Origin of the sequence: Rhizobium sp. CG4 (assembly GCF_023701965.1) — a bacterium.
Lineage (GTDB): Bacteria > Pseudomonadota > Alphaproteobacteria > Rhizobiales > Rhizobiaceae > Agrobacterium.
This window is the reverse complement of the sequence record NZ_JABAEG010000002.1, coordinates 397,120-417,192: the sequence shown is the minus strand read 5'-3', so window position 1 is coordinate 417,192 and position 20,073 is coordinate 397,120. Positions and strand designations below refer to the sequence as shown.

Genomic DNA, 20,073 nt, shown 5'->3' with positions numbered 1-20,073 from the left:
CCATGACCAGAAACCTTCTTTCCACCGTGTTTCGGTCCGCCTCGACACTCGTCATCGTGCTGATCCTGTCGTTCTTCATCACCCGTATTGCCTATCGCAATCCGGCCGCCATGCTGGCACCGCGCAACGCCACGCAGGAAACCATAGACGGCGTGGCGCGGGCGCTGCGTCTCAACGAACCATGGTATGACCAGCTGTGGTATTATCTGTTTAGTGGGCCGGACATTCAGGGCGCGCCGATGGGGCTGATGCACTGGCCACCGGCGCTTGGCTTTTCATTCCGCAAACAGGCACCGGTTACTGACCTGATTCTGGCCAAGGCGCCGGTGACGATCTCGCTGGCACTGGGTGCTTTGGTCATCTGGATGACGATATCGATCATTTCAGGCGTTGTCGCCGCCCGGTGGCATGGCCGCTTCATTGACAATGTACTGGCCTTTTTCGCCTATGTCGGCCTGTCCATTCCGACCTTTCTGAGCGGCATCCTGATCTCCTATTTCTTTTTCTACCAGCTGACCAACCACGGCTACGGCTGGTTCCCGAGCAGTGGTTACGTGCCGTTGACGGAAAATCCGCTGGAATGGGCAAGGCACCTTGTCCTGCCATGGGCAACGCTGGCGATCGCCGAAATCGGCATTTTCCAGCGCATCGTCAGGGCAGGCATGCTCGACGTGCTGGGGCAGGATTACATCCGCACCGCCCGTGCCAAGGGCTTGAGCGAAAGCAAGATCTACCTGTCGCACGCGTTGAAGGCGGCCCTTAATCCGATCATCACGCTGGGTGGGCTCGAGCTTGCCGTCATCATGGGTGGCGCCATCGTCACCGAAACGATCTTCGGCCTCGACGGCATTGGGCGCATGGCGATCACAGCTGCGCTGGATGGCGATTTCCCGCTGGTTATCGGTACGACGATCTTTGCCGCATCCGTCTTCGTGGTGTGCACCCTGACCGTTGATTTGGTCGCGCAATGGCGTGATCCGGCGTGACGCCGCGTGACCTGGCCAGTCCTGTTCGACGCGCTGATGGCAGCCCGTGCCGCTCAAACCCGACAATTATGCAGATGGGCCTTCAAGGCCCGTCGCCAACACAACAGACATTCGCGCAGCATCTTTTCCTGATGTTGCGCCATCATGAAGGAGAATGACATGACCGCAGTGGATGCAACGCTTTCCCGCACCTATTTGCGCCCCGCAACTGCCCGGGAAGAGACGCTTGTCGAGCGCTTTCAGCCGGTGTTTGACCGTATTGCCGAAGGCAGTATTGAGCGTGAGCGCAACCGCACCTTTCCATTTGAACAGGTGCAGTGGCTGAAGGATGCCGATTTCGCTCTGGTGCGTGTGCCAATGGAGTTTGGCGGTTTTGGCGCCTCGCTGGAACAGGTGTTTTACCTGCTGGCGCTGCTGGCAGAAGCAGACGCCAATGTCGCCCATATCTGGCGCAACCATCTGGCCTTTGTCGAAGACCGCCTGAATGCACGGCCATCCGCCGCCAATGAGCGTTGGCTGAAGCGTTTCCGCGACCGTGAATTTGTCGGTGGCGGCTGGACGGAAGCCAATAACGGCACTTACGCCACCATCAAGACCACGGTCACCAAAACCGATGACCATTACCGGGTCTCCGGCGCGAAGTTCTATGCCACCGGCAGCCTTTATGCCGACTGGCTGGATGTCATCGGCAAGGATGCCGAAGGCACGCTGATCACCACACTCGTCAACCGCCACCAGCCCGGCGTTGAACTGACGGATGACTGGCCGGGTTTTGGCCAGCGCACGACGGCCAGCGGCAGCGCGGTCTATAAGGATGTCGTGGCGCATGAGGGGGATGTCTTTCCGGCCAGCGAACGTGTTGTCTATCAGGGGCATTTTTACCAGACGGCACTGCTGGCGGTGCTGACCGGCATTACCCGTGCTGTGCTTCGCGACGGTATCAAGGCGCTCAAATCCCGCGGCCGCAATTACCCGCAGGGTCTTGATCCGGTGCCCGCACAGGATGCGCAGTTGCTGCAGGTTATTGGTGAGGTTTCGGTGCGGGCCTTTACGACCGAAGCGGCACTTCGCCGTGCCGCCAGTTCGCTTGACCTGATTGCCGCCGCCCATGCGGTGGGCAATGTCGAATTGCGTGACCAGCGCGCAACGGCAAGCGAAGTGGCTGTTGCGCAGGCGCAGATCGCCATCGTCGAGAGCACGCTTTATGCCGCCACCCATGTGTTCAACGCGCTCGGTGCCTCGGCAACATCGGAGGAAACCGCGCTTGACCGCCACTGGCGCAATGCCCGTACGCTGGCGTCGCATAATCCGGTTGCCTACAAGGCGCGCATCCTCGGTGACTATCTGGTCAACGACAAGTCTCCGGTGTCGAGCATCGCGCGGCTTGGTCGTGGCGGGCAGGGCAACTGAGGAGCGACACGATGACGAAACCCTATCTTGCCCTTGCACTGGCCGGGCCGCATTTGCTTGAACTGACCGGCAGCCGTGAACTGCTATTGCGTTGGGATGCCTTGCCAGTTGCATTCACGGTGCTTGGCATCGACCGCATTGACGGCAGCGAACCTGCATCCGTCACCCTGGCCAGCAGTGCTGCCGGTGCCACACTGGCAGGCGCGACCGAAAATGGCCGTTTCCTGATTGCCGCCGCGCCACAACGTGACCACCCCTATAATCTGGCACGCCGTGTCGCGTCGCTTGCCCATCTCTCCGGCGGGCGCAGTGGTCTGCTTGTCGGCATTCGCGATGCCTATGCGCCGGAGGGTCCAAAAGATGCTCCGGCATGGGGCGGGGCAGGGCTTGGCGGTGGCGCGCAGCTGAATGCAAAGACAGCCTATGACACAGCCGTTGCAGTGCGGGCTCTGGAGCAAAGCTGGCCGCATGATTCCATCATCGGTGATCGCGACAGCGGCATTCTCGTACAGTCCGATCGTATCGTGCATGTCGATATCGCCAACAGCTTTTCGATTGCCGGGCCGCTCAACGCGCCGGAACCACAAACCGGTGCCTCCATCATTGCCTGGTATAGCCACACGAAAGCGGATGCACCGCCAGCGGGAGAGGATAACCCGATTGAGCTGGTGCTGGGTGGCGCAGGTACCGTGCCTGTCGTTTCCCTGGGAGAGACGCCTCCCACCGAAGCTGTGTCCGGTGTCGTGTTGAAAGCAGGCAATGAGCAATCGGTGCGGGAGTTGCTGGATGTGGCAGAGCGCTGGCTGGCGGATGGTTTTGCACCAACCGCGCCTGGCGGTTCGCTGCGAGACGCCCTCAACCTTTCTGCGCCACGACCGCTGCCATCGACGGTGCGCCCCGCGTTTCCGGCGCCAAAACCTCACGTCTCTCTGTAGACGGTATTGGAGACATTTCAGATGACAAACAAACGATCTGGCCACGTCCTGCTCGGCATCAACGTGCTGGTTCTCGGATATCTTCCGGCCGCGTGGAAAACACCATTGCTGGAAAAGGATGCCTTCATTGATCCAGCCTATTGGGAAAATATTGGCAAGACCGCAGAGCGTGGCACGCTGGACGCGCTGTTTCTGGCAGACGGTCCGCTGCTCGGCGACCCGGCCTATGACGCCAATCCGGTACGGCTGGAACCGTCGGTCAACTGGGGGCATGTGGCGGCCGCGACCTCTCGTGTCGGTCTGGTGGCAACGGCCTCTTCAACCTTCAACGATCCGTTTGAATTGGCCGAGCGCTTTTTGTCCTGGGACCACCAGACGGGTGGACGTGCGGCATGGAATGTCGTGACAACCCGTGGTGTACCGGCGGCGCGCAACTTCGGCATTTCAGACATTCCAGCCCGTGATGACCGCTATGAGCGGGCCAGCGAATTTGTCGACGTCGTTCGGGCGCTGTGGGCGTCTGCGGCTGACGGGCGCGACATTGATCACCACGGCGAGTTCTTCGATATTTCCGGGCGCCTGCGTGTGCCACCATCCAAACAGGGCCAGCCAATCATCTTTCAGGCCGGTGGCTCGCCGCAGGGCCGCACACTGGCAGGTCGCATCGCGGAAGGTGTGTTTGCCGCAGAACTGACCAAGGCGCAGGCCATCGAGCATTATCGTCTGGTCAAGGGATTTGCCCGCGACAACGGCCGCTCGCCGGATGATGTGAAAATTCTGCCGGGTCTGTTGCTGAGCCTTGGCAGCACGGAAGAGGAGGCGCGTCGTCGTAGCGATGAAATCCATGATGCCGGTCCGGCATCCTATTCCGTCGGCTGGCTATCGCAGGCCATCGGTTACGATGCCTCGAAACTGGAACTGGACGAACCGTTTCCCGATGAAGTTCTGGGTCCGATCAAGGACGCCAAGACCTTCCTTGGCAGCATCGGTTTTCGTGAATCCATTATCACGCAAATCCGCAAGACCAACCCGACGGTGCGCGAATATCTCAAGCAAACCCGTTACACCGGGTCGGGCCATGCCGGGTTTGTCGGCACGCCGGAACAGCTGGCCGACCACATTGAAGACTGGTTCCATGCCGGCGCAGTCGATGGTTTCAATCTGCAGCCGGATCGGCTGATCGATGGTCTGCCGGTTATAGCAGATGAGCTGGTGCCAATTCTGCGCAAGCGTGGCCTCTATCGTCACGAATATGAAACCGAAACGCTGCGGGATCATTTTAGGGCGGCGTCACCAACCCCGGCTTTTTGAGGACGCTGGTTTTCCTCATGCCTTGTGCTTGTCACAGGCATCCGGTCGCCGCGCGTCTGTGCGGCGGAAAGGGTCTTTTCATCCCAAAGACTTGGGATGACTGGGTCCCTGTGACAAGCACAGGGAAGAGGGAGTGTGAGGCACGCTCCATAGTTCCATTAGTTTTCAACTCGCCACACTTCTGGCACCGACATGGCCATTGCGTCCGGCAAACCAGCCATTGATAGCAGCGATGGTGCCAATCACCACAAATAGAATGGCGCAGCCGGCAAAGCTGCCGGTCCAGCCGCGGATGAAACCGACAATCAGAGGCCCGGTGGCCGCCAGCAGATAACCCACGCATTGCGCCATGCCCGAGAGATGGGCGGCAATATGAGCATCACCAGAGCGCAGCACGATCACCGTCATGGCGGCTGCAATCAACCCACCTTGGCCGACACCCTGAATAACCGCCCAGATCCACACGGTGGACAGGGGCGCAAACAGCAGGCCGATCAGGGCACCAACTGCCAATGCGCACAGCGTGACATTGATAATGGACTGGTTTTTGCCACGCACGGCAATATGCGGAACAACGAGGCAGGCGGCGGCCTGCACCATGACCGATATTGATACCACGGCACCGGCGGTAACACCGTCAAGGCCGCGATCCCTGAGGATCGGGACCAGCCAGCCAAACACGCTGTAGGCCAACGCCGACTGCAATCCCATGAACAGGGTGACATTCCACGCCAACCTGTCGCGCCACAAGCCTTCCACACGAAAGCCGCTGCGCGCCGCGCCGCGCTTGACCATGAACACCTGCGGCAGCCAGATGGCACCGACCACCAGTGCAGGAAGCGCCCAGGCCGCAAGTGCGGCATTCATCGAGCCGCCAAGCATGGCTTCCAGTGGCAGGGTCAGGCCGGCCGCACCGGCCGCACCGGCGCACAGCGCCATGGTGTATAGGCCGGTCATCAAGGCTGCCTGTTTGGGGAAGTCACGTTTGACCAGACCCGGCAACAACACATTGCCAACGGCAATGCAGGCACCGGCCAGTGCCGTGCCGATGAACAGCAGCGGCATTGAAGACAGGCCGCGCAAGGCGGTGCCAAGCGACAACAGCAGCAATACGCCAAGCAGCGTCCATTCGGAACCGAAACGCTGTGCCAAGCGCGGTGCAAAGGGCGAGAATGCACCAAGGCAAACCACGGGAAGCGTGGTTAGCAGACTGGCACCAAGGGCAGACAGTCCAAGCTCGGAGCGTATTTCCGGCAGCAGGGCGGACGCGCTGGAAAATACCGGCCTGAGGTTAAAGGCAATCAGCACCAGGCTGGCACCAAGAATGACACGGCCCATTGTGCTGAATGCCGGTGGTGCCGGCGGCGGAACAATGTCCACCTCGGCATCAACTAGGGTTTCGCCAAGCGGTTCCAGTGTCTCGGCAAGTGTATTTTCAAGCGTCTGCGCAGGATGAGCGGCAGTGGCGTGAGCTGGGGTAGGGGAATGAGAATTCATGAAAGCAGCAATCGATCAAGGGTGGAAAAGACGGGTGCCATGAAGCGCCGCACCGCGGCGGCAGCCTTGTCGGCATCGCCCGTTTCTATGGCATCGACAATGTCGGCATGGGCCTGCATGTCGGGTTCGGGAACTTCCTCATCAAGCGTCGCTTCAATGGTCTCGGTGATGGAGGAGGAGAAAAAATTGTAGATCTCGATCATCGCCTGATTGCACGATGCGGCTATCACCGCACGGTGAAACGCCAGATCACGGGCAATGAACTGTGTCTTGTCGCCACCGGAATAATTGCCGCGCTCGGCCAATAGACGGCGCAGTTCGGTAATCATCTCAGGTGTGTGGCGGATGGCGGCCAGCCGTGCGGCCTCGACATCAAGCGCGCAACGCGCCTCGAACTGGTCGCGCAAACTAGCCCTGCGTGCCTGTGTCAGCGGTGCCGCCATGTCTGTGGTTGACAGCACATAGGTGCCGGAGCCTTGTCGGGTCTCCAGCAGCCCTTGAGCCACCAGAACGCGCACGGCTTCGCGCACCGTTCCGCGGCTGATCGACAGCATCTCAGACAGGGTGGTTTCGTTGGGCAGCTTCTCGCCAACCTGCCAGCGCACGGCGATGATCTCGCTGCGAATAGCGTTGATAGCACGTTCCGTCAGGCTTATTTTTTCAAGGTTCTGCATGATCTGATCATAAAGTCATCTAATGACTTTGGATTATGCCTGTGCATTTGTTTTGTCAATCATCAAGGTGCGGGGGGCATACCGTCGATTGTTTGACGTTGACGGCTCAACAAATGCTCCTCATGCCTTGTGCTTGTCACAGGCATCCAGCCGACGCGCGTCTGCGTGACGAAGAGACTCTACCATCCCCAAGATTGGGGATGACTAGATTCCCGCAACAAGTGCGGGAATGAGGGAGATCGGAGCGTCACTCGGTGCCCCCACCTCTACCTTTGTGAAGGAGGAAGAAAAATCATGGTCTTAGCAAAGCTAAGTCATAGATTTTTCAGGTGAGGGGTTGCCTTTGTTGCACGGTGTGTATGCATTCTACTGCAACTTGAGCTTTCGCCACGCTGGCTGTCTTGCTCCAACTGTCCCGCACCCGGCCTCATGCCTCGTGCTTGTCACAGGCATCCAGCCAGCCCCAGTCCTGGGGCTGAAAGGAATCGTCCCGTCACGCAGACGCGTGACGGCTGGACTCCTGTGACAAGCACGAGGAGTGAGGGAGGTTGGGGGACTGTCAGCGAAGCCAATTGATGCTGTTGCGTGCTTCAATCGATCACAAACAAAAAAACCGGCTCAACGCCGGGAGTTGTTTTCATTGTTCTCAACTATTTTAGATCAACTGTTCGGTAGCTTAATGCTCTGCGCTCTAGGCGAGCCTTTTGATGTCTATACCGCGACGGATGATAAATAGCTGATGTTTATCTTTAGGGGTACGGTTTTGAGTGGACAACCGTTCGTTTCGTATGAACGGTTGTCCACTCATTAGTTAGGAGTTTTCAGTGTCGCGACCGTCTGGTTCCATAGCCACGCCTTTAAACTTCCCTTCGGACTGCTTCACTTCCATGAAATGTCCAGTTCGTTCATCTCGTTTTTGGTGGTGACCATCCGGTCGTTCGAATTGAGTGCGCCCCGTTACCGAGCCACGTCTGAAGTTATCACCAGTATTTCGAGCCATATTTTGTCTCCAATGGCTTAATTTCCGATGCTACCTCGACTCCGATACTCAGATATCCCATTATAACCTTGCAGCGGCTTAGGGATGCGAGTCTCTTCGCCCCGCGTGGGCTTCGGCCTTTTCGCGGTATACAAGCCGGGACATTCGTGTCCCGGCTTTTGTATTTCTAATGTCTGCATGTTGCAGATCAGAGTCTCGTTTTGTTCTCTTGTGGAATCCAGCCCGACAGAATCGTCGGGCTGGATTTTTTCTAGTTATCTACAGGGAATATCAGCTGCAACCGCTTGTCGCGCCGCATGTGTCGCACTTCTCGCAGGTGCCGTTACGCACCATGGTGAAGTTCTGGCACTCGGAGCACATGTTGCCGGTGTAGCCTTGGGCAATCGAGCGCATTCGGCGTTCGTTTTCCACCTTCTTGGCTTCCGTCTTGGCAGATGCTGCGTCGGCAGCGGCCTTGTCGGAGAAGAGGGCCGTTGCGGCCTGTTCGGTCTCGGTTGCCAAGGATTCCTCGGCAATCTCTTCCGCCAGCTCCTTGGCGCGCTCTTCGTAATCGCGTTTGAAGGCGACGATTTCAGAGGTGGAAACGGCGGTTGCCACTTCCAGCTTGCGCACGGCACTGCCGCTGAACGAGGTCACGCTTGCCGAGGCACGCGCAGGCGCCGCTGTTGCTGCACCCTTCGGCTCGGAGGAGGCGCGTTCGCTGTTGGAAACCAGCGTTGGCTTGTAACCGCGGGTCCAGCCAGTGGAAACCAGGTTGGTCTTGCCTTCCTGAATGCCCTTGCCGAGTGCCGTGTTGGAGAAGTCCGACGTGTCGACATGGGCCAGATCGTGACGGCCAAGATAGGACACGGCGAGTTCGCGGAACACATAGTCGAGGATCGATGTTGCGTTCTTGATCGCGTCGTTCCCGATGACCATGCCAGCCGGTTCGAACTTGGTGAAGGTGAAGGCCTCCACATATTCTTCCAGTGGCACGCCATATTGCAGACCGAGCGAGATGGCGATGGCGAAGTTGTTCATCATCGCACGGAAAGCAGCGCCTTCCTTGTGCATGTCGATGAAGATTTCGCCGATGCGACCGTCACCGAATTCGCCGGTGCGCAGGTAAACCTTGTGACCACCAACAGCAGCCTTCTGGGTGTAACCCTGACGACGGTTCGGCAGCTTTTCACGCTCGCGGCTGACACGCTCGACAACACGCTCAACGATCTTTTCGGTGATGGTGACAGCCTGGGCCGCAACTGGCTGCTGCATCAGCTCTTCCAGTGCGTCTTCGTCGTCCTCATCCTCAACCAGCGAGGAATTGAGCGGCTGCGACAGCTTGGAACCATCGCGGTAAAGGGCGTTTGCCTTCAGCGCCAGCTTCCAGGACAGCATGTAAGCTGCACCGCAATCTTCAACCGTTGCATCATTCGGCATGTTGATCGTCTTGGAGATCGCACCGGAGATGAATGGCTGGGCAGCCGCCATCATACGGATGTGGGATTCTACCGAGAGGTAACGCTTGCCGATCTTGCCACATGGGTTGGCGCAATCGAACACGGCCAGATCTTCGTTCTTGAGGAACGGCGAACCTTCCAGCGTCATCGCACCGCAAACGTGAACGTTTGCTGCTTCGATGTCCTTCTTGGCAAAACCCATGTGCTCCAAGAGGTTGAAGCTCATGTCGGACAGCTGCTCGTCGGAAACCTTGAGCGTATCCTTCAGGAAGTCCGCACCGAGTGTCCACTGGTTGAACACGAACTTGATGTCGAACGCGCTCTTGAGGGCAGCATTGACGGCTTCAATCTTCTCATCGGTGAAGCCCTTGGCCTTCAGCGTGGTCGGGTTGATGGCCGGTGCCTGGTTGAGGTTGCCGTGACCGACAGCGTAAGCTTCGATTTCAGCAATCTGGCTTTCGGTGTAACCGAGCGAACGCAGAGATTCCGGAACAGCGCGGTTGATGATCTTGAAGTAACCGCCGCCGGCCAGCTTCTTGAACTTTACCAGCGCAAAGTCAGGCTCGATACCGGTTGTGTCGCAATCCATGACGAGGCCGATCGTGCCAGTTGGCGCGATAACGGTGGTCTGGGCGTTGCGGTAGCCGTGCTGTTCGCCAAGTTCCAGCGCCTTGTCCCACGCTGCCATGGCATGTGTGACGAGATCAGGGTCGGTGCAATCTGCGTGGATCAGGGCAACCGGGTTTACCGACAGCTCTTCATAACCATAGGCCAGACCGTGGGCGGCGCGGCGGTGGTTACGGATAACGCGCAGCATGTTGTCGCGGTTTGGTGCAAAGCCCGGGAAAGGACCTAGCTCGCCAGCCATTTCAGCAGACGTGGCGTAGGAAATACCGGTCATGATCGCGGTCAGAGCACCGGCAATGGCGCGGCCTTCGTCGCTGTCATACGGAATGCCCGAAGACATCAGGAAACCGCCGATGTTGGCGTAACCGAGACCGAGCGTACGGTACTCATAGGACCGTTCAGCAATCTGGCGCGATGGGAACTGCGCCATCATCACGGACACTTCGAGAACAACGGTCCACAGGCGAACAGCGTGTTCGTAGTCTGCAATGTTGATGCGCTTGGTGGCTGCATCCTTGAACTGGATGAGGTTCAACGAGGCAAGGTTGCAGGCCGTGTCGTCAAGGAACATGTATTCCGAGCACGGATTGGACGCGCGGATCGGGCCAGCAGCTGGCGACGTGTGCCAGTCGTTCATGGTGGTGTTGAAGTGCAGGCCTGGGTCAGCCGATGCCCATGCGGCATGGGAAATCTTTTCCCACAGGTCACGTGCCTTCAGGGTCTTCATGACCTTGCCGTCGCGGCGTGCCGTCAGGTTCCAGTCACCGTCATTTTCAACGGCGCGCAGGAAGTCATCCTTCAGGGAAACGGAGTTGTTGGAGTTCTGGCCCGAAACGGTCAGGTAGGCTTCCGAATCCCAGTCCGTATCATAGGTCTTGAACTCGATGTCCTTGTAACCCTGCTGGGCAAACTGGATAACGCGCTTGATGTAGTTTTCTGCGACCTGATCCTTCTTGGCGGCGCGGATTTCGCGCTTCAGGGCAGGGTTCTTTGCAGGGTCGAAGCAATCGCCATTGTCGGCTTCGCAGTTTACGCAGGCCTTCATGATGGCCTTGAGGTGCTTGGCAACAATCTTGGAACCGGTAACGAGGGCAGCAACCTTCTGCTCTTCCTTCACCTTCCAGTCGATATAGGCTTCGATGTCAGGGTGGTCGACATCAACAACCACCATCTTGGCCGCACGGCGGGTCGTGCCGCCGGACTTGATGGCGCCAGCTGCGCGGTCACCGATCTTGAGGAAGCTCATCAGGCCGGAAGACTTGCCACCGCCGGAAAGCTTTTCGCCTTCGCCACGCAGGTAGGAGAAGTTGGAACCGGTGCCGGAGCCGTATTTGAACAGACGGGCTTCACGCACCCACAGGTCCATGATGCCGCCTTCATTGACCAGATCGTCTTCAACGGACTGGATGAAGCAGGCATGTGGCTGCGGATGTTCGTAAGACGACTTGGACTTGGTCAGCTTGCCGGTGAAGGGGTCAACATAGAAGTGGCCCTGGCCAGGACCATCAATGCCATAAGCCCAGTGCAGACCGGTGTTGAACCACTGTGGAGAGTTTGGTGCAACGCGCTGGCTGGCCAGCATGTATGCAAGCTCGTCACGGAAGGCGAGAGCATCTTCTTCGGACGAGAAATATTTGCCCTTCCAGCCCCAGTAGGCCCATGTACCAGCCAGACGGTCAAACACCTGGCGCGCATCGGTTTCAGAACCGTAACGCTCGCCTTCCGGCAGTTCCTTCAGGGCCTTCTCGTCGGCAACCGAACGCCACAGGAAGGACGGAACGTCGTTCTCTTCAACCTTTTTCAGGAACTTCGGAACGCCGGCCTTGCGGAAATATTTCTGCGCCAGAACGTCGGTCGCAACCTGGCTGAACTGCGCGGGAACTTCGATATCCGCCAGACGGAAAACGATAGAACCGTCCGGGTTCTTGATTTCGCTGACGGCCTTGCGGAAGTCGATGTCCGCGTAAGGCGTCTGGCCTGGCTTCGTGAAGCGGCGTTCAATGCGCATTGTGTTCGTTCCTCGTCCAATTGGCGCCCGTCAAGGGGGCGCAATAATCCGGTCCGACTTCGCGTTATCGCGCGCAGCCGGGTGTTGCCGATCTGAATGGGATGTTCATCCTTAGATGGGCATCCTGTATCTCGTGGTGATTTCGGCTGCAAGCATACTATATATAGTATTAACAGTTTCTTGCTACCAGTCCCCGCATCATATTTCCGGCGGTAAATTCAGATCACAAAAAGTCTCACGCTCCATGCCTCTCATGGCCGAAACGCAGACAAACGCGTGTACTGAAACTGAAAAGAACCGGCCTCGTTCACCGATTCAGTTACCGCCGCAACATGTTTGCTACTTTCGAGATTTGATGTGATTCCGTCAAGCCTTAGTTTGCAACCTCTTGTTAACCACAAGATATTGTGTGGGGAGGCTGTGGAAAACGGGGAAAGCAAAACCTGCTATAAATTTCAGATACTTGGCGCGGATTGCTGAAACATTGTCCACAGCGCCTTACTGCACGTGAACCCGCGAAAAGCCCTATTTACTGGGCTATCTTTAAAATGTCACATTTTGTTACAGCTATTTTTGACGGCAATTCCATCCCCAGTTTTTTGCCAAAAACCGCGAAAATGCCGATCTGCCCAGAAAAGCGCAGATAAGTGAAGTTTTCGCTTGTCTGTCACCAAAAGCACCACACTTTGCCATGGCGACCCCATCACATTTGTCTCAAACAATATTTGCGGGCAGGCAAATTTTTTTGTCGCAGCGGTGGTTGGCTGATTCTCTCGGCACCACTAGGGCTAGGGGCTGGGCCGGATCTATGGATATTTCGTCAGCAGAAAAATGCCCTCAGAACGCGTGTCCTGAGGGCAGATATGTTACGCGGATTTCACACAGCCCAGCGCCGCACGCTAGCGGCGGCGATGGCGATGACAGCCATGGCTGCAAATGCAATGGAGATATCGCGGTAAAGCGCCTCGAAACCAAACCAGCCGATCCAGGGTTGGCTGGCAAGCGGTGATGTGAAATGCCCGAGAAACATCGACGCCGTGACCAGTCCTGCAATGCGGCCGCGCAGGGCAGGTGGTGCGATCTTGATTGTCAGCGACATGATGCTGGGCATCACCACACCAAGTCCCGTGCCGAGCACACACAGCGCAACCAGTGCCGAGACCATGCCACTTGCCTGCGCAAGCATCAGAAAGCCGGTTGCCATGAGAGCAAGCCCACCAGCAAGAATGCCAGGCACCGCCAAACGCGATCGCAACAGGCCAAAGCTCATAGCAACGAGCGCGCCAGCCAGATTGAAGGTGCCAATGGCATAGCCGATAGCGCTGGCACTGTTGATCTCCAGATGCCGCAGGAAAAACGGCAGCTGTGATGGCACGGTGTAAAACAGCACATTGATCAGATAGGTCGACAGTGCCAGCAACAGCACCTGCGACCAGTTTGCGGACACCACAGCTTTTGCCGGGCCCCCTGATGGTGCTGTCTTTTTGGCCGGCTCGCTCAGAAATGCCAGTACTGCAGGTAGAATAAGGAACGAGGCGGCATAGATCGCAAAAGGCACCCGCCAGTGAATATCGGCTAGAATACCGCCGGTCACCACAAAAGCAACACCGCCAAATTGCGTGAATGCCTGTTGCAGGCCAAGATAGCTTTCCCGCTCGGTGCCGGTAAAATAATCGCCAGCCAGCGTGGTGCCGACGGTCATGATGCCGCCAATCGCCAACCCGAGAACGGCTCTGCCAACCAACAGGAAAAACAGATTGTCGGCCAGAAGGCCGGACATGCCGGAGAAGCCATACAGCACCATGCTGATGATCAGCAGCTTCTTACGGCCAAACCGGTCTGCCAGAATGCCGGCAATGGGTGCCGACATCGCCACGAATATCGCCGGCAGTGTCAACACCATGCGGCTCAAAAGCGCGACATGCTCTGTACCGGCAAAGGTCTGCTCAATGGCGGGAAGGGAAGGTGCCACCGTGGTGCCGGCCATGATGGTCAGGGTCGCCACGAACAACAAGGTGCCCTTCAGGGCAAGGCTGTGCTCTTTCATTATGCAGTCTTTCGGTAAGGCGTCACCTCACGTCCCTGTTTCAGCGTGTAGGCCCACCATTGCAGCTTGGCCATCATGGTCTCGAATGCGGTTGTCGCAGAGGTGCCGGCATCCAGCCGTCCATCCGGGCCAACGCTTTTCCAGGGATTGGCAAAGCTGACCACATCCCGTGTGGTCACCGCATGCAGTTCGGAAAACACCGGACGAAGCTGCTCGACGGCGCGAAGGCCGCCGGAAATGCCACCATAACAAACAAAGCCGACGGGTTTTGCGTTCCATTCCTCATAGGCGGAATCAATCAGGATCTTCAGCGCGCCGGTGTAGCTGCGATTATATTCCGGCGTGATGACGATGAAGGCATCGGCTGAGTTGAGGCTTTCGCGCAGTCTTCTCGCCGGCTCCACATCCGTACAATGTCCTTGCGGCAGGTTCAGTTCACGCGGGTCCAGCACCTCAACCTTGATATGCGGCATTGCCGCCAGCTGCTCATTGACCCAGGTCGTCATCACATCGGCAAAACGCACGGAGCGGGCACTGCCAATAATGACGCGGATGGAAAGTGTTTTGTCAGTCATGGAAAATCCTTTGGTGTTGAATAATCCGTGTGGTAATTCCTCAAGTAAGGTTGAGGTCAATAGTGATGACAAAAAAACTTCGGCAATTGCCGATTATGCGGGACTTGAGTGTGGGCGAGGTGGCGGAACGCGCCGGTGTTGCCGTGTCCACCTTGCATTTTTATGAGGCGGAAGGGCTGATCAAGGGCTGGCGCACCAGTGCCAACCACCGGCGTTACGGGCGTGATGTGCTGCGCCGCATAGCCATTATAAAAGTTGCGCAACGTGCCGGTATTCCACTGAAAGAAATACAGGGCGCGCTCGGCGCATTGCCGGATGAGCGAACACCCAACTCAAGGGATTGGCAGCAATTGGCAGAAGATTGGCGCTCAGACCTTGATGACCGTATTGCCCGGCTGATACGGCTGCGCGACCAGTTGACCGGCTGTATCGGCTGCGGCTGTCTGTCCACCGACGAGTGTCCCTTGCGCAACCCCGGTGACGTGCTGGGTGAAAACAGTGTTGGTCCGGTGCTGCTGGAGCCGAATGGCTGAAACAAAAAAGGCCGCGCCAAGCGCAGCCTTTTGAGATGTCATGGCATGACATGAAATGACTTGGGATCAGCCGCGCGAACCCTTGGCAATTGGCTCCTGATAGGAGAAGCCCATGTCCCATGGGAAATAGATCCAGGTGTCCTGGCTGACCTCGGTCACGAAGGTGTCGATCATCGGCACGCCTGATGGTTTTGCGTAGACACAGGCAAAATGCGCCTGTGGCAACATGTCGCGAACTTCCGAAGCGGTCTTGCCGGTGTCGGTCAGATCGTCCACCACCAGAATGCCCTTGCCCTGTTCGGTGGTCAGTTCAGGCGAAATGCCTTTCAGCAGGTTCATCTCACCCTGATTGACGTAATCATGGTAAGACGCGATGCAAACCGTCTCGATGAGACGGATGTTCAGTTCGCGCGAAATGATTGCGGCAGGTACCAGGCCGCCGCGCGTAATACAGACGATAGCGCGGAAATCCTGGCTCAGACCTGCGAGGCGCCATGCAAGTGCGCGCGCATCTCTGTGGAATTGATCCCATGAAACGGGGAAAGCTTTATCGGGGAGAGAAGACATGAGAAAAGCCACCATGAGCGTGTTGTGTTGATGGCTTTCGCTAATAGCGGCAACAACGCTGAAAAATCAAGCTTTCCACAGGTCGCCTGGTTCGTTTCACACAGCTGTTATAAAATTACACTAGCTGCTTTCCTGTTTCCTAATTCCCGCAGGAGAAGAAAAAATGCGTATTTTTAGCAAATTTGTCGCCGCATTGGTGATTGGTACAACTTTGACGACGCCTGTCTTTGCGCAGGATCAGCCGGCAAAGAACGTCATTCTGCTGATTTCGGATGGCGCAGGGATCAACACATGGCACGCCGCCAGCTATTATCGCCACGGCGCGCTGGGCCATGAAGTGTATGACGATTTCGACGTGAAGGTGTTCTCGTCCACGCATCCGCTCAACACTTCCAACACCCCGACCAAATCTGCCGAAGGCACCGTGACGTTCGATCCTGCCGAACTCTGGAAGTCGGAAAAGTCTGACAGCGTGTTTGAAGGTTCGCTTGGTAACTATCCCGGTTATTTCACCGGATATGACTATACCCGCGCTTATTACACAGACAGTGCTGCCGCTGCCACGGCTCTGGCCAGCGGCGTAAAAACCTACAACAACGCCATCAACTGGTCGAACAACGACGAGAAGCTGAAGCACATCGGCGAATATGTCGTTGAAAGTGGTCGCGCCCTTGGCGTTGTCACCAGCGTTCAGTGGAGCCATGCAACACCGGCCGGTTTCCTTGCCCATAATGCAAGCCGCAATGAATATGCCGCCCTTGGCAAGGAAATCGTTGAAAGCGGTCTCGCAACCGTTGTCATGGGGTCCGGCCACCCGCTGTTCGACAATAACGGCAAGGCAGTCGAGCCAAAGGATGAGAAGGCCTATCGTTACGTTGGCGGCAAAGACATCTGGGACAAGTTGAAATCTGGCGAAACCGCCTACAAGCTGATTGAAACCAAGGCTGACTTTGAAGCTCTGGCAGCCGGTTCGCTTGACCTCGATGACAAGACCAAGGTCATCGGCACCGTTCAGAACAACGCGACCACCCAGTTCAACCGCAGCGGCGTTGGTTTTGGCGACAAGCTGGAGAACCAGCCTGAATTGGCCACCATGACCAAGGCAGCCTTGAACCTGATCTCCAAGGATGAAGACGGTTTCTTCCTGATGGTCGAGGGCGGCGCGGTGGATTGGGCGGCCCATGCCAACAACCTGCCACGCATCATTGAAGAGCAGATCGAATTCAACGAAGCCGTTGAAGCGGCCGTCAAATGGATCGAAGAAAACAGCTCTTTCGATGAAACCATGATCATCGTCACCACCGACCACGGCAATGGCCTGCTGCAGGGACCGGATTCCGATAGCAAAGCCTATTCCGACATCATCAACCAGGGCGCTGGCGCCATGCCGCTGGTGCGTTGGAACTCCGACACCCACACACGCGAGCTGGTTCCGGTTTTCGCCAAGGGCAATGGTTCGGACTTTTTCACCAAGAATGCCAAGCCGCATGATGGTCTGGCCCGTTACCACGTTCCTGCTGCAAGCCAGGTTTACGTTGATAACACCGATATCTTCCGCGCGTCGGCTGCCGCACTCGGCATCACCGTTGACCAGAAGACCAACTGATCAAACGGCAGATAACAATGGAAAAGGGCGGCAAAATTGCCGCCCTTTTTCTATTCGGTCTGGTGGGGACTTGAAGCTTTAACGCGACAGCAGCGTCAGCGCGGTCATCGAATCCAGAAGCGTGCGGGTCACACCGCCAAACAACATTTCCCACCAGCGCGAATGGGTATAGGCACCCATGACCAGCAGATCGATACTGTCATCCGAAAGGCGGTTTTCAATCGCCGCATGGGCCGAAAGCGTGCCTGAGGTCGCTTTGGTGGCCACGGTCACCTTCACGCCGTGGCGCGCAAGGGTTGCTGCGAGTTCTGCACCAGCCATAGCCGGTGACTGCGTCGCGGTTTCCGGCGGATCAACCGTGAAGATCTCGACGCTTTCTGCTTCTTTCAGGAACGGCAGGGCATCAAAGGCCGCGCGCGTTGCTTCGCGTGAACCGTTCCAGGCAATCAGCACCCGCTTGATCGGTTTGGGTTCGGTGAGAATATAAGGCACCAAAAGAACCGGGCGGCCGCTTTCAAACAGAAAGCTTTCAATATCGGAACGGCTGTCGGAAAGGCTGGACGAATCGCTCTGTCCGGCAATCACGATATCGGCGCAACGGGCGCTGTCGACAGCGGATGCCGAGGTATAACCAACCGAGGAAACGAAGCTGCGCCACTCATGCGACACACCATTTTCCGAGAGTTTTTGCTCGAAAATCCGGGCAATTTCCTTTGTTTCTTTTTGCGCAATATCCTGAATAGCCTGAATGGAGGCAGGATCGGGAATTTCCATGGGTGCAACGACGGGTACAGCCGCCATGGTTTCCATATGCAGGCCAATCACATGCGACGAGAACCTGTTCGCCAGAGCAATGGCGAATTCACTAACCTTTGCTGCGTTTTGAGTGCTGTCCAGAACGGTCAGAATTGTTTTGTAGCTCATGACGATCTCCTCAATGGTATGCGTCTCAAGTGTCTTGAGACTGGTCCTTCTCGAAATATGTCGCCTTGATCCTGATCAAGTTGTCACCGTCTTTCGGTCCGGTGAAAAGATAACGCGCCAAAGCACTTAACGGTTCACGTGCTGGCGGCAGCCTTTTCACGTCCGATCTTTTCCAGCATGTCTGAAACCGCCTGCGCTGCCGCATGCAGTACCGCCGCATCACGAGCGCGCACCACGATTTCGGTCGAAAATCGCTGCCCGTCATATTTAGGGTAGGAGCCAATGCTGGTTTCAGGATGGTTTTTCTGAACTTCGCCCAGTGCCGTGCCGATATCGCCTTCGCCGTATGGGCTGGCAACCGACTGCGACAGCAGCTTCACACCGGTTTTCAGGTGCGGGACGACATTATGCACCATGGCCTGAAAGACCTGCGGCACACCGGCCATCACATAGACATTGCCGATGTTGAAACCGGGGGCGGTCGAAACAGGATTTGCGATATGGGCAGCACCTTGAGGCAGACGCGCCATGCGCTGGCGGGCCTCGGTAAATTCCATGTCACGGGCGCGGTACATATCGGCCAGCAGGCGCATGGCTTCCGCCTCATGCACGCACGGCACGCCAAAGGCTGCGGACACCGCATCGGCGGTTATGTCGTCATGGGTCGGACCAATTCCGCCCGATGTAAAGACATAATCATAACGGCTGCGCAGGGCATTCAATGCCTCGACAATGGCATCCTGCTCATCTGCGACAATGCGCACTTCCTTGAGGTCGATACCCGACAGGGTAAGCACATCGGCGAGGTGTCCAATATTCTTGTCTTTGGTGCGGCCTGAGAGCAGTTCATCGCCAATGGCAAGCATGGCGGCGGTAACGGAAACGGGTGCAGTGGTCATGAAAAATCCGCGGTTGTGTCTGTAGAACGTAGCGCGATGCCGATGGAATGCAAGCGCGTCATTGCTACGAAAAAGTGAATGCAAGACAAAAAGCGTTCAACATCATTGAACAGTGCGTCTTGATGTGATCGGCTGGTGAGGTTGCAGTATCCGGGCTACATCTTTGTCACCTAATTGATGAGCGGCAGGATTATGCTGCGACAACTTCTTAAACGGGTCTTCGGCCCCCAAGCAAAGGAAACCGAGAAAATGGCAAAAGTACTGGTTCTGTATTATTCCTCCTACGGCCACATTGAAACCATGGCATATGCTGTGGCGGAAGGTGCAAAGTCTGCCGGTGCAGACGTTGTCGTAAAGCGCGTACCTGAACTGGTTCCGGAAGACGTTGCCAAGTCCTCGCACTTTAAGCTCGATCAGGCCGCACCAATCGCAACGGTTGATGAACTGGCTGAATATGATGCGATCATTGTTGGCGCCGGCACACGTTTCGGCACAGTTGCCTCGCAGATGCGCAATTTCTGGGACCAGACTGGCGGTCTGTGGTTCAACGGCAAGCTGGTGGGCAAGCTCGGTTCGGTATTCACCTCCACAGCGACCCAGCACGGCGGCCAGGAATCCACCATTCTCAGCTTCATCCCAACCTTCCTGCACCACGGCATGGCCGTTGCCGGTCTGCCATACGCCTTCCAGGGCCAGATGGGTGTTGATGAAATCAAGGGTGGTTCGCCTTACGGTGCGTCGACCATCACCGATGGTGACGGCTCGCGCCAGCCTTCGGCCATCGAACTCGAAGGCGCAAAGTACCAGGGCGCGCACATTGCCAAGCTGGCTGCAAAGCTCGCTTCCTAATCGCTAATACAGCCTGCTGAAAATCGCCGCCTGTCTGAACAAGACAGGCGGCTTTTTGTTTTGGGATTTTCAGGATCAGGCGGTCAGTCGCGGTAAATGCGCGGCCTGCGGGAGATCATACGTCGTAACGAATGTTTTTGTTGGACAAGGGCAGGGGCATTGCTTTAAATAAAATTGGTTTATTGG

Annotated in this window: 15 protein-coding genes; 7 read left to right on the top strand and 8 right to left on the bottom strand. The window is 57.0% G+C overall.

Annotated elements, in window-relative coordinates; genetic code table 11:
* The first annotated feature begins 2 nt into the window (after positions 1-2).
* The 4 genes from HGO37_RS07100 to HGO37_RS07085 all read left to right on the top strand — a co-directional run bounded on the left by HGO37_RS07100 (position 3) and on the right by HGO37_RS07085 (position 4,642).
* Entirely contained in the window at positions 3-986 is a 984-nt protein-coding gene (locus HGO37_RS07100) for an ABC transporter permease (protein ID WP_250982736.1), read from the top strand.
* A gap of 159 nt (positions 987-1,145) precedes the next feature.
* Positions 1,146-2,396 carry an acyl-CoA dehydrogenase family protein gene (locus HGO37_RS07095; RefSeq protein WP_192487641.1) on the top strand — a complete coding sequence of 417 codons (1,251 nt, stop codon included), beginning with the start codon at positions 1,146-1,148 and terminating at the stop codon, positions 2,394-2,396.
* An 11-nt stretch (positions 2,397-2,407) separates the two neighbouring features.
* A complete protein-coding gene (locus HGO37_RS07090) occupies positions 2,408-3,331 on the top strand; it encodes an LLM class oxidoreductase (RefSeq protein WP_250982735.1) in 924 nt (307 codons plus the stop codon).
* A 21-nt stretch (positions 3,332-3,352) separates the two neighbouring features.
* Positions 3,353-4,642, top strand: coding sequence for an NtaA/DmoA family FMN-dependent monooxygenase (locus HGO37_RS07085; RefSeq protein ID WP_250982734.1), 1,290 nt, complete (start codon positions 3,353-3,355; stop codon positions 4,640-4,642).
* Positions 4,643-4,807: 165 nt separating this feature from the next.
* On the opposite strand, the gene HGO37_RS07080 is transcribed toward HGO37_RS07085, so the two are convergent.
* From HGO37_RS07080 to HGO37_RS07060, 5 genes are all read right to left on the bottom strand, one after another.
* Positions 4,808-6,139 carry a CynX/NimT family MFS transporter gene (locus HGO37_RS07080; RefSeq protein ID WP_250982733.1) on the bottom strand — a complete coding sequence of 444 codons (1,332 nt, stop codon included), beginning with the start codon at positions 6,137-6,139 and terminating at the stop codon, positions 4,808-4,810.
* Positions 6,136-6,813: a FadR/GntR family transcriptional regulator gene (locus tag HGO37_RS07075; RefSeq protein WP_250982732.1), complete on the bottom strand. Its 678-nt coding sequence runs from the start codon at positions 6,811-6,813 to the stop codon at positions 6,136-6,138. Before HGO37_RS07075 ends, HGO37_RS07080 begins: the two co-directional genes overlap by 4 nt.
* A 1,270-nt stretch (positions 6,814-8,083) precedes the next feature.
* A complete protein-coding gene (locus HGO37_RS07070; RefSeq protein WP_250982731.1) occupies positions 8,084-11,887 on the bottom strand; it encodes a vitamin B12-dependent ribonucleotide reductase in 3,804 nt (1,267 codons plus the stop codon).
* An 877-nt stretch (positions 11,888-12,764) separates the two neighbouring features.
* Entirely contained in the window at positions 12,765-13,934 is a 1,170-nt protein-coding gene (locus HGO37_RS07065) for an MFS transporter (protein WP_250982730.1), read from the bottom strand.
* On the bottom strand, positions 13,934-14,509 hold the full coding sequence (locus HGO37_RS07060; protein WP_250982729.1) for an NADPH-dependent FMN reductase: 576 nt from the start codon (positions 14,507-14,509) through the stop codon (positions 13,934-13,936). Before HGO37_RS07060 ends, HGO37_RS07065 begins: the two co-directional genes overlap by 1 nt.
* A gap of 65 nt (positions 14,510-14,574) precedes the next feature.
* Between HGO37_RS07060 and soxR the strand changes: the two genes are divergently transcribed.
* Positions 14,575-15,042 carry a redox-sensitive transcriptional activator SoxR gene (soxR, locus tag HGO37_RS07055; RefSeq protein ID WP_250982728.1) on the top strand — a complete coding sequence of 156 codons (468 nt, stop codon included), beginning with the start codon at positions 14,575-14,577 and terminating at the stop codon, positions 15,040-15,042.
* 66 nt (positions 15,043-15,108) lie between these two features.
* On the opposite strand, the gene gpt is transcribed toward soxR, so the two are convergent.
* Positions 15,109-15,609: a xanthine phosphoribosyltransferase gene (gpt, locus tag HGO37_RS07050; RefSeq protein ID WP_250982727.1), complete on the bottom strand. Its 501-nt coding sequence runs from the start codon at positions 15,607-15,609 to the stop codon at positions 15,109-15,111.
* 163 nt (positions 15,610-15,772) lie between these two features.
* On the opposite strand from gpt, the gene HGO37_RS07045 reads away from it, so the two are divergent.
* Positions 15,773-17,215 (top strand): alkaline phosphatase, encoded by a 1,443-nt coding sequence (locus tag HGO37_RS07045; protein WP_250982726.1) that lies wholly within the window; start codon positions 15,773-15,775, stop codon positions 17,213-17,215.
* Positions 17,216-17,293: 78 nt separating this feature from the next.
* On the opposite strand, the gene HGO37_RS07040 is transcribed toward HGO37_RS07045, so the two are convergent.
* Together HGO37_RS07040 and HGO37_RS07035 are read right to left on the bottom strand one after the other, a co-directional pair.
* Complete coding sequence (locus HGO37_RS07040; RefSeq protein WP_250982725.1) at positions 17,294-18,139, bottom strand: putative universal stress family protein; 846 nt, start codon at positions 18,137-18,139, stop codon at positions 17,294-17,296.
* Between the two features lie 134 nt (positions 18,140-18,273).
* A complete protein-coding gene (locus HGO37_RS07035) occupies positions 18,274-19,038 on the bottom strand; it encodes a competence/damage-inducible protein A (protein ID WP_250982724.1) in 765 nt (254 codons plus the stop codon).
* 249 nt (positions 19,039-19,287) lie between these two features.
* Here HGO37_RS07035 and wrbA point away from each other — a divergent pair, with 249 nt between their 5' ends.
* Positions 19,288-19,887 (top strand): NAD(P)H:quinone oxidoreductase type IV, encoded by a 600-nt coding sequence (gene wrbA / locus HGO37_RS07030; protein WP_192487654.1) that lies wholly within the window; start codon positions 19,288-19,290, stop codon positions 19,885-19,887.
* Positions 19,888-20,073: the final 186 nt, after the last annotated feature.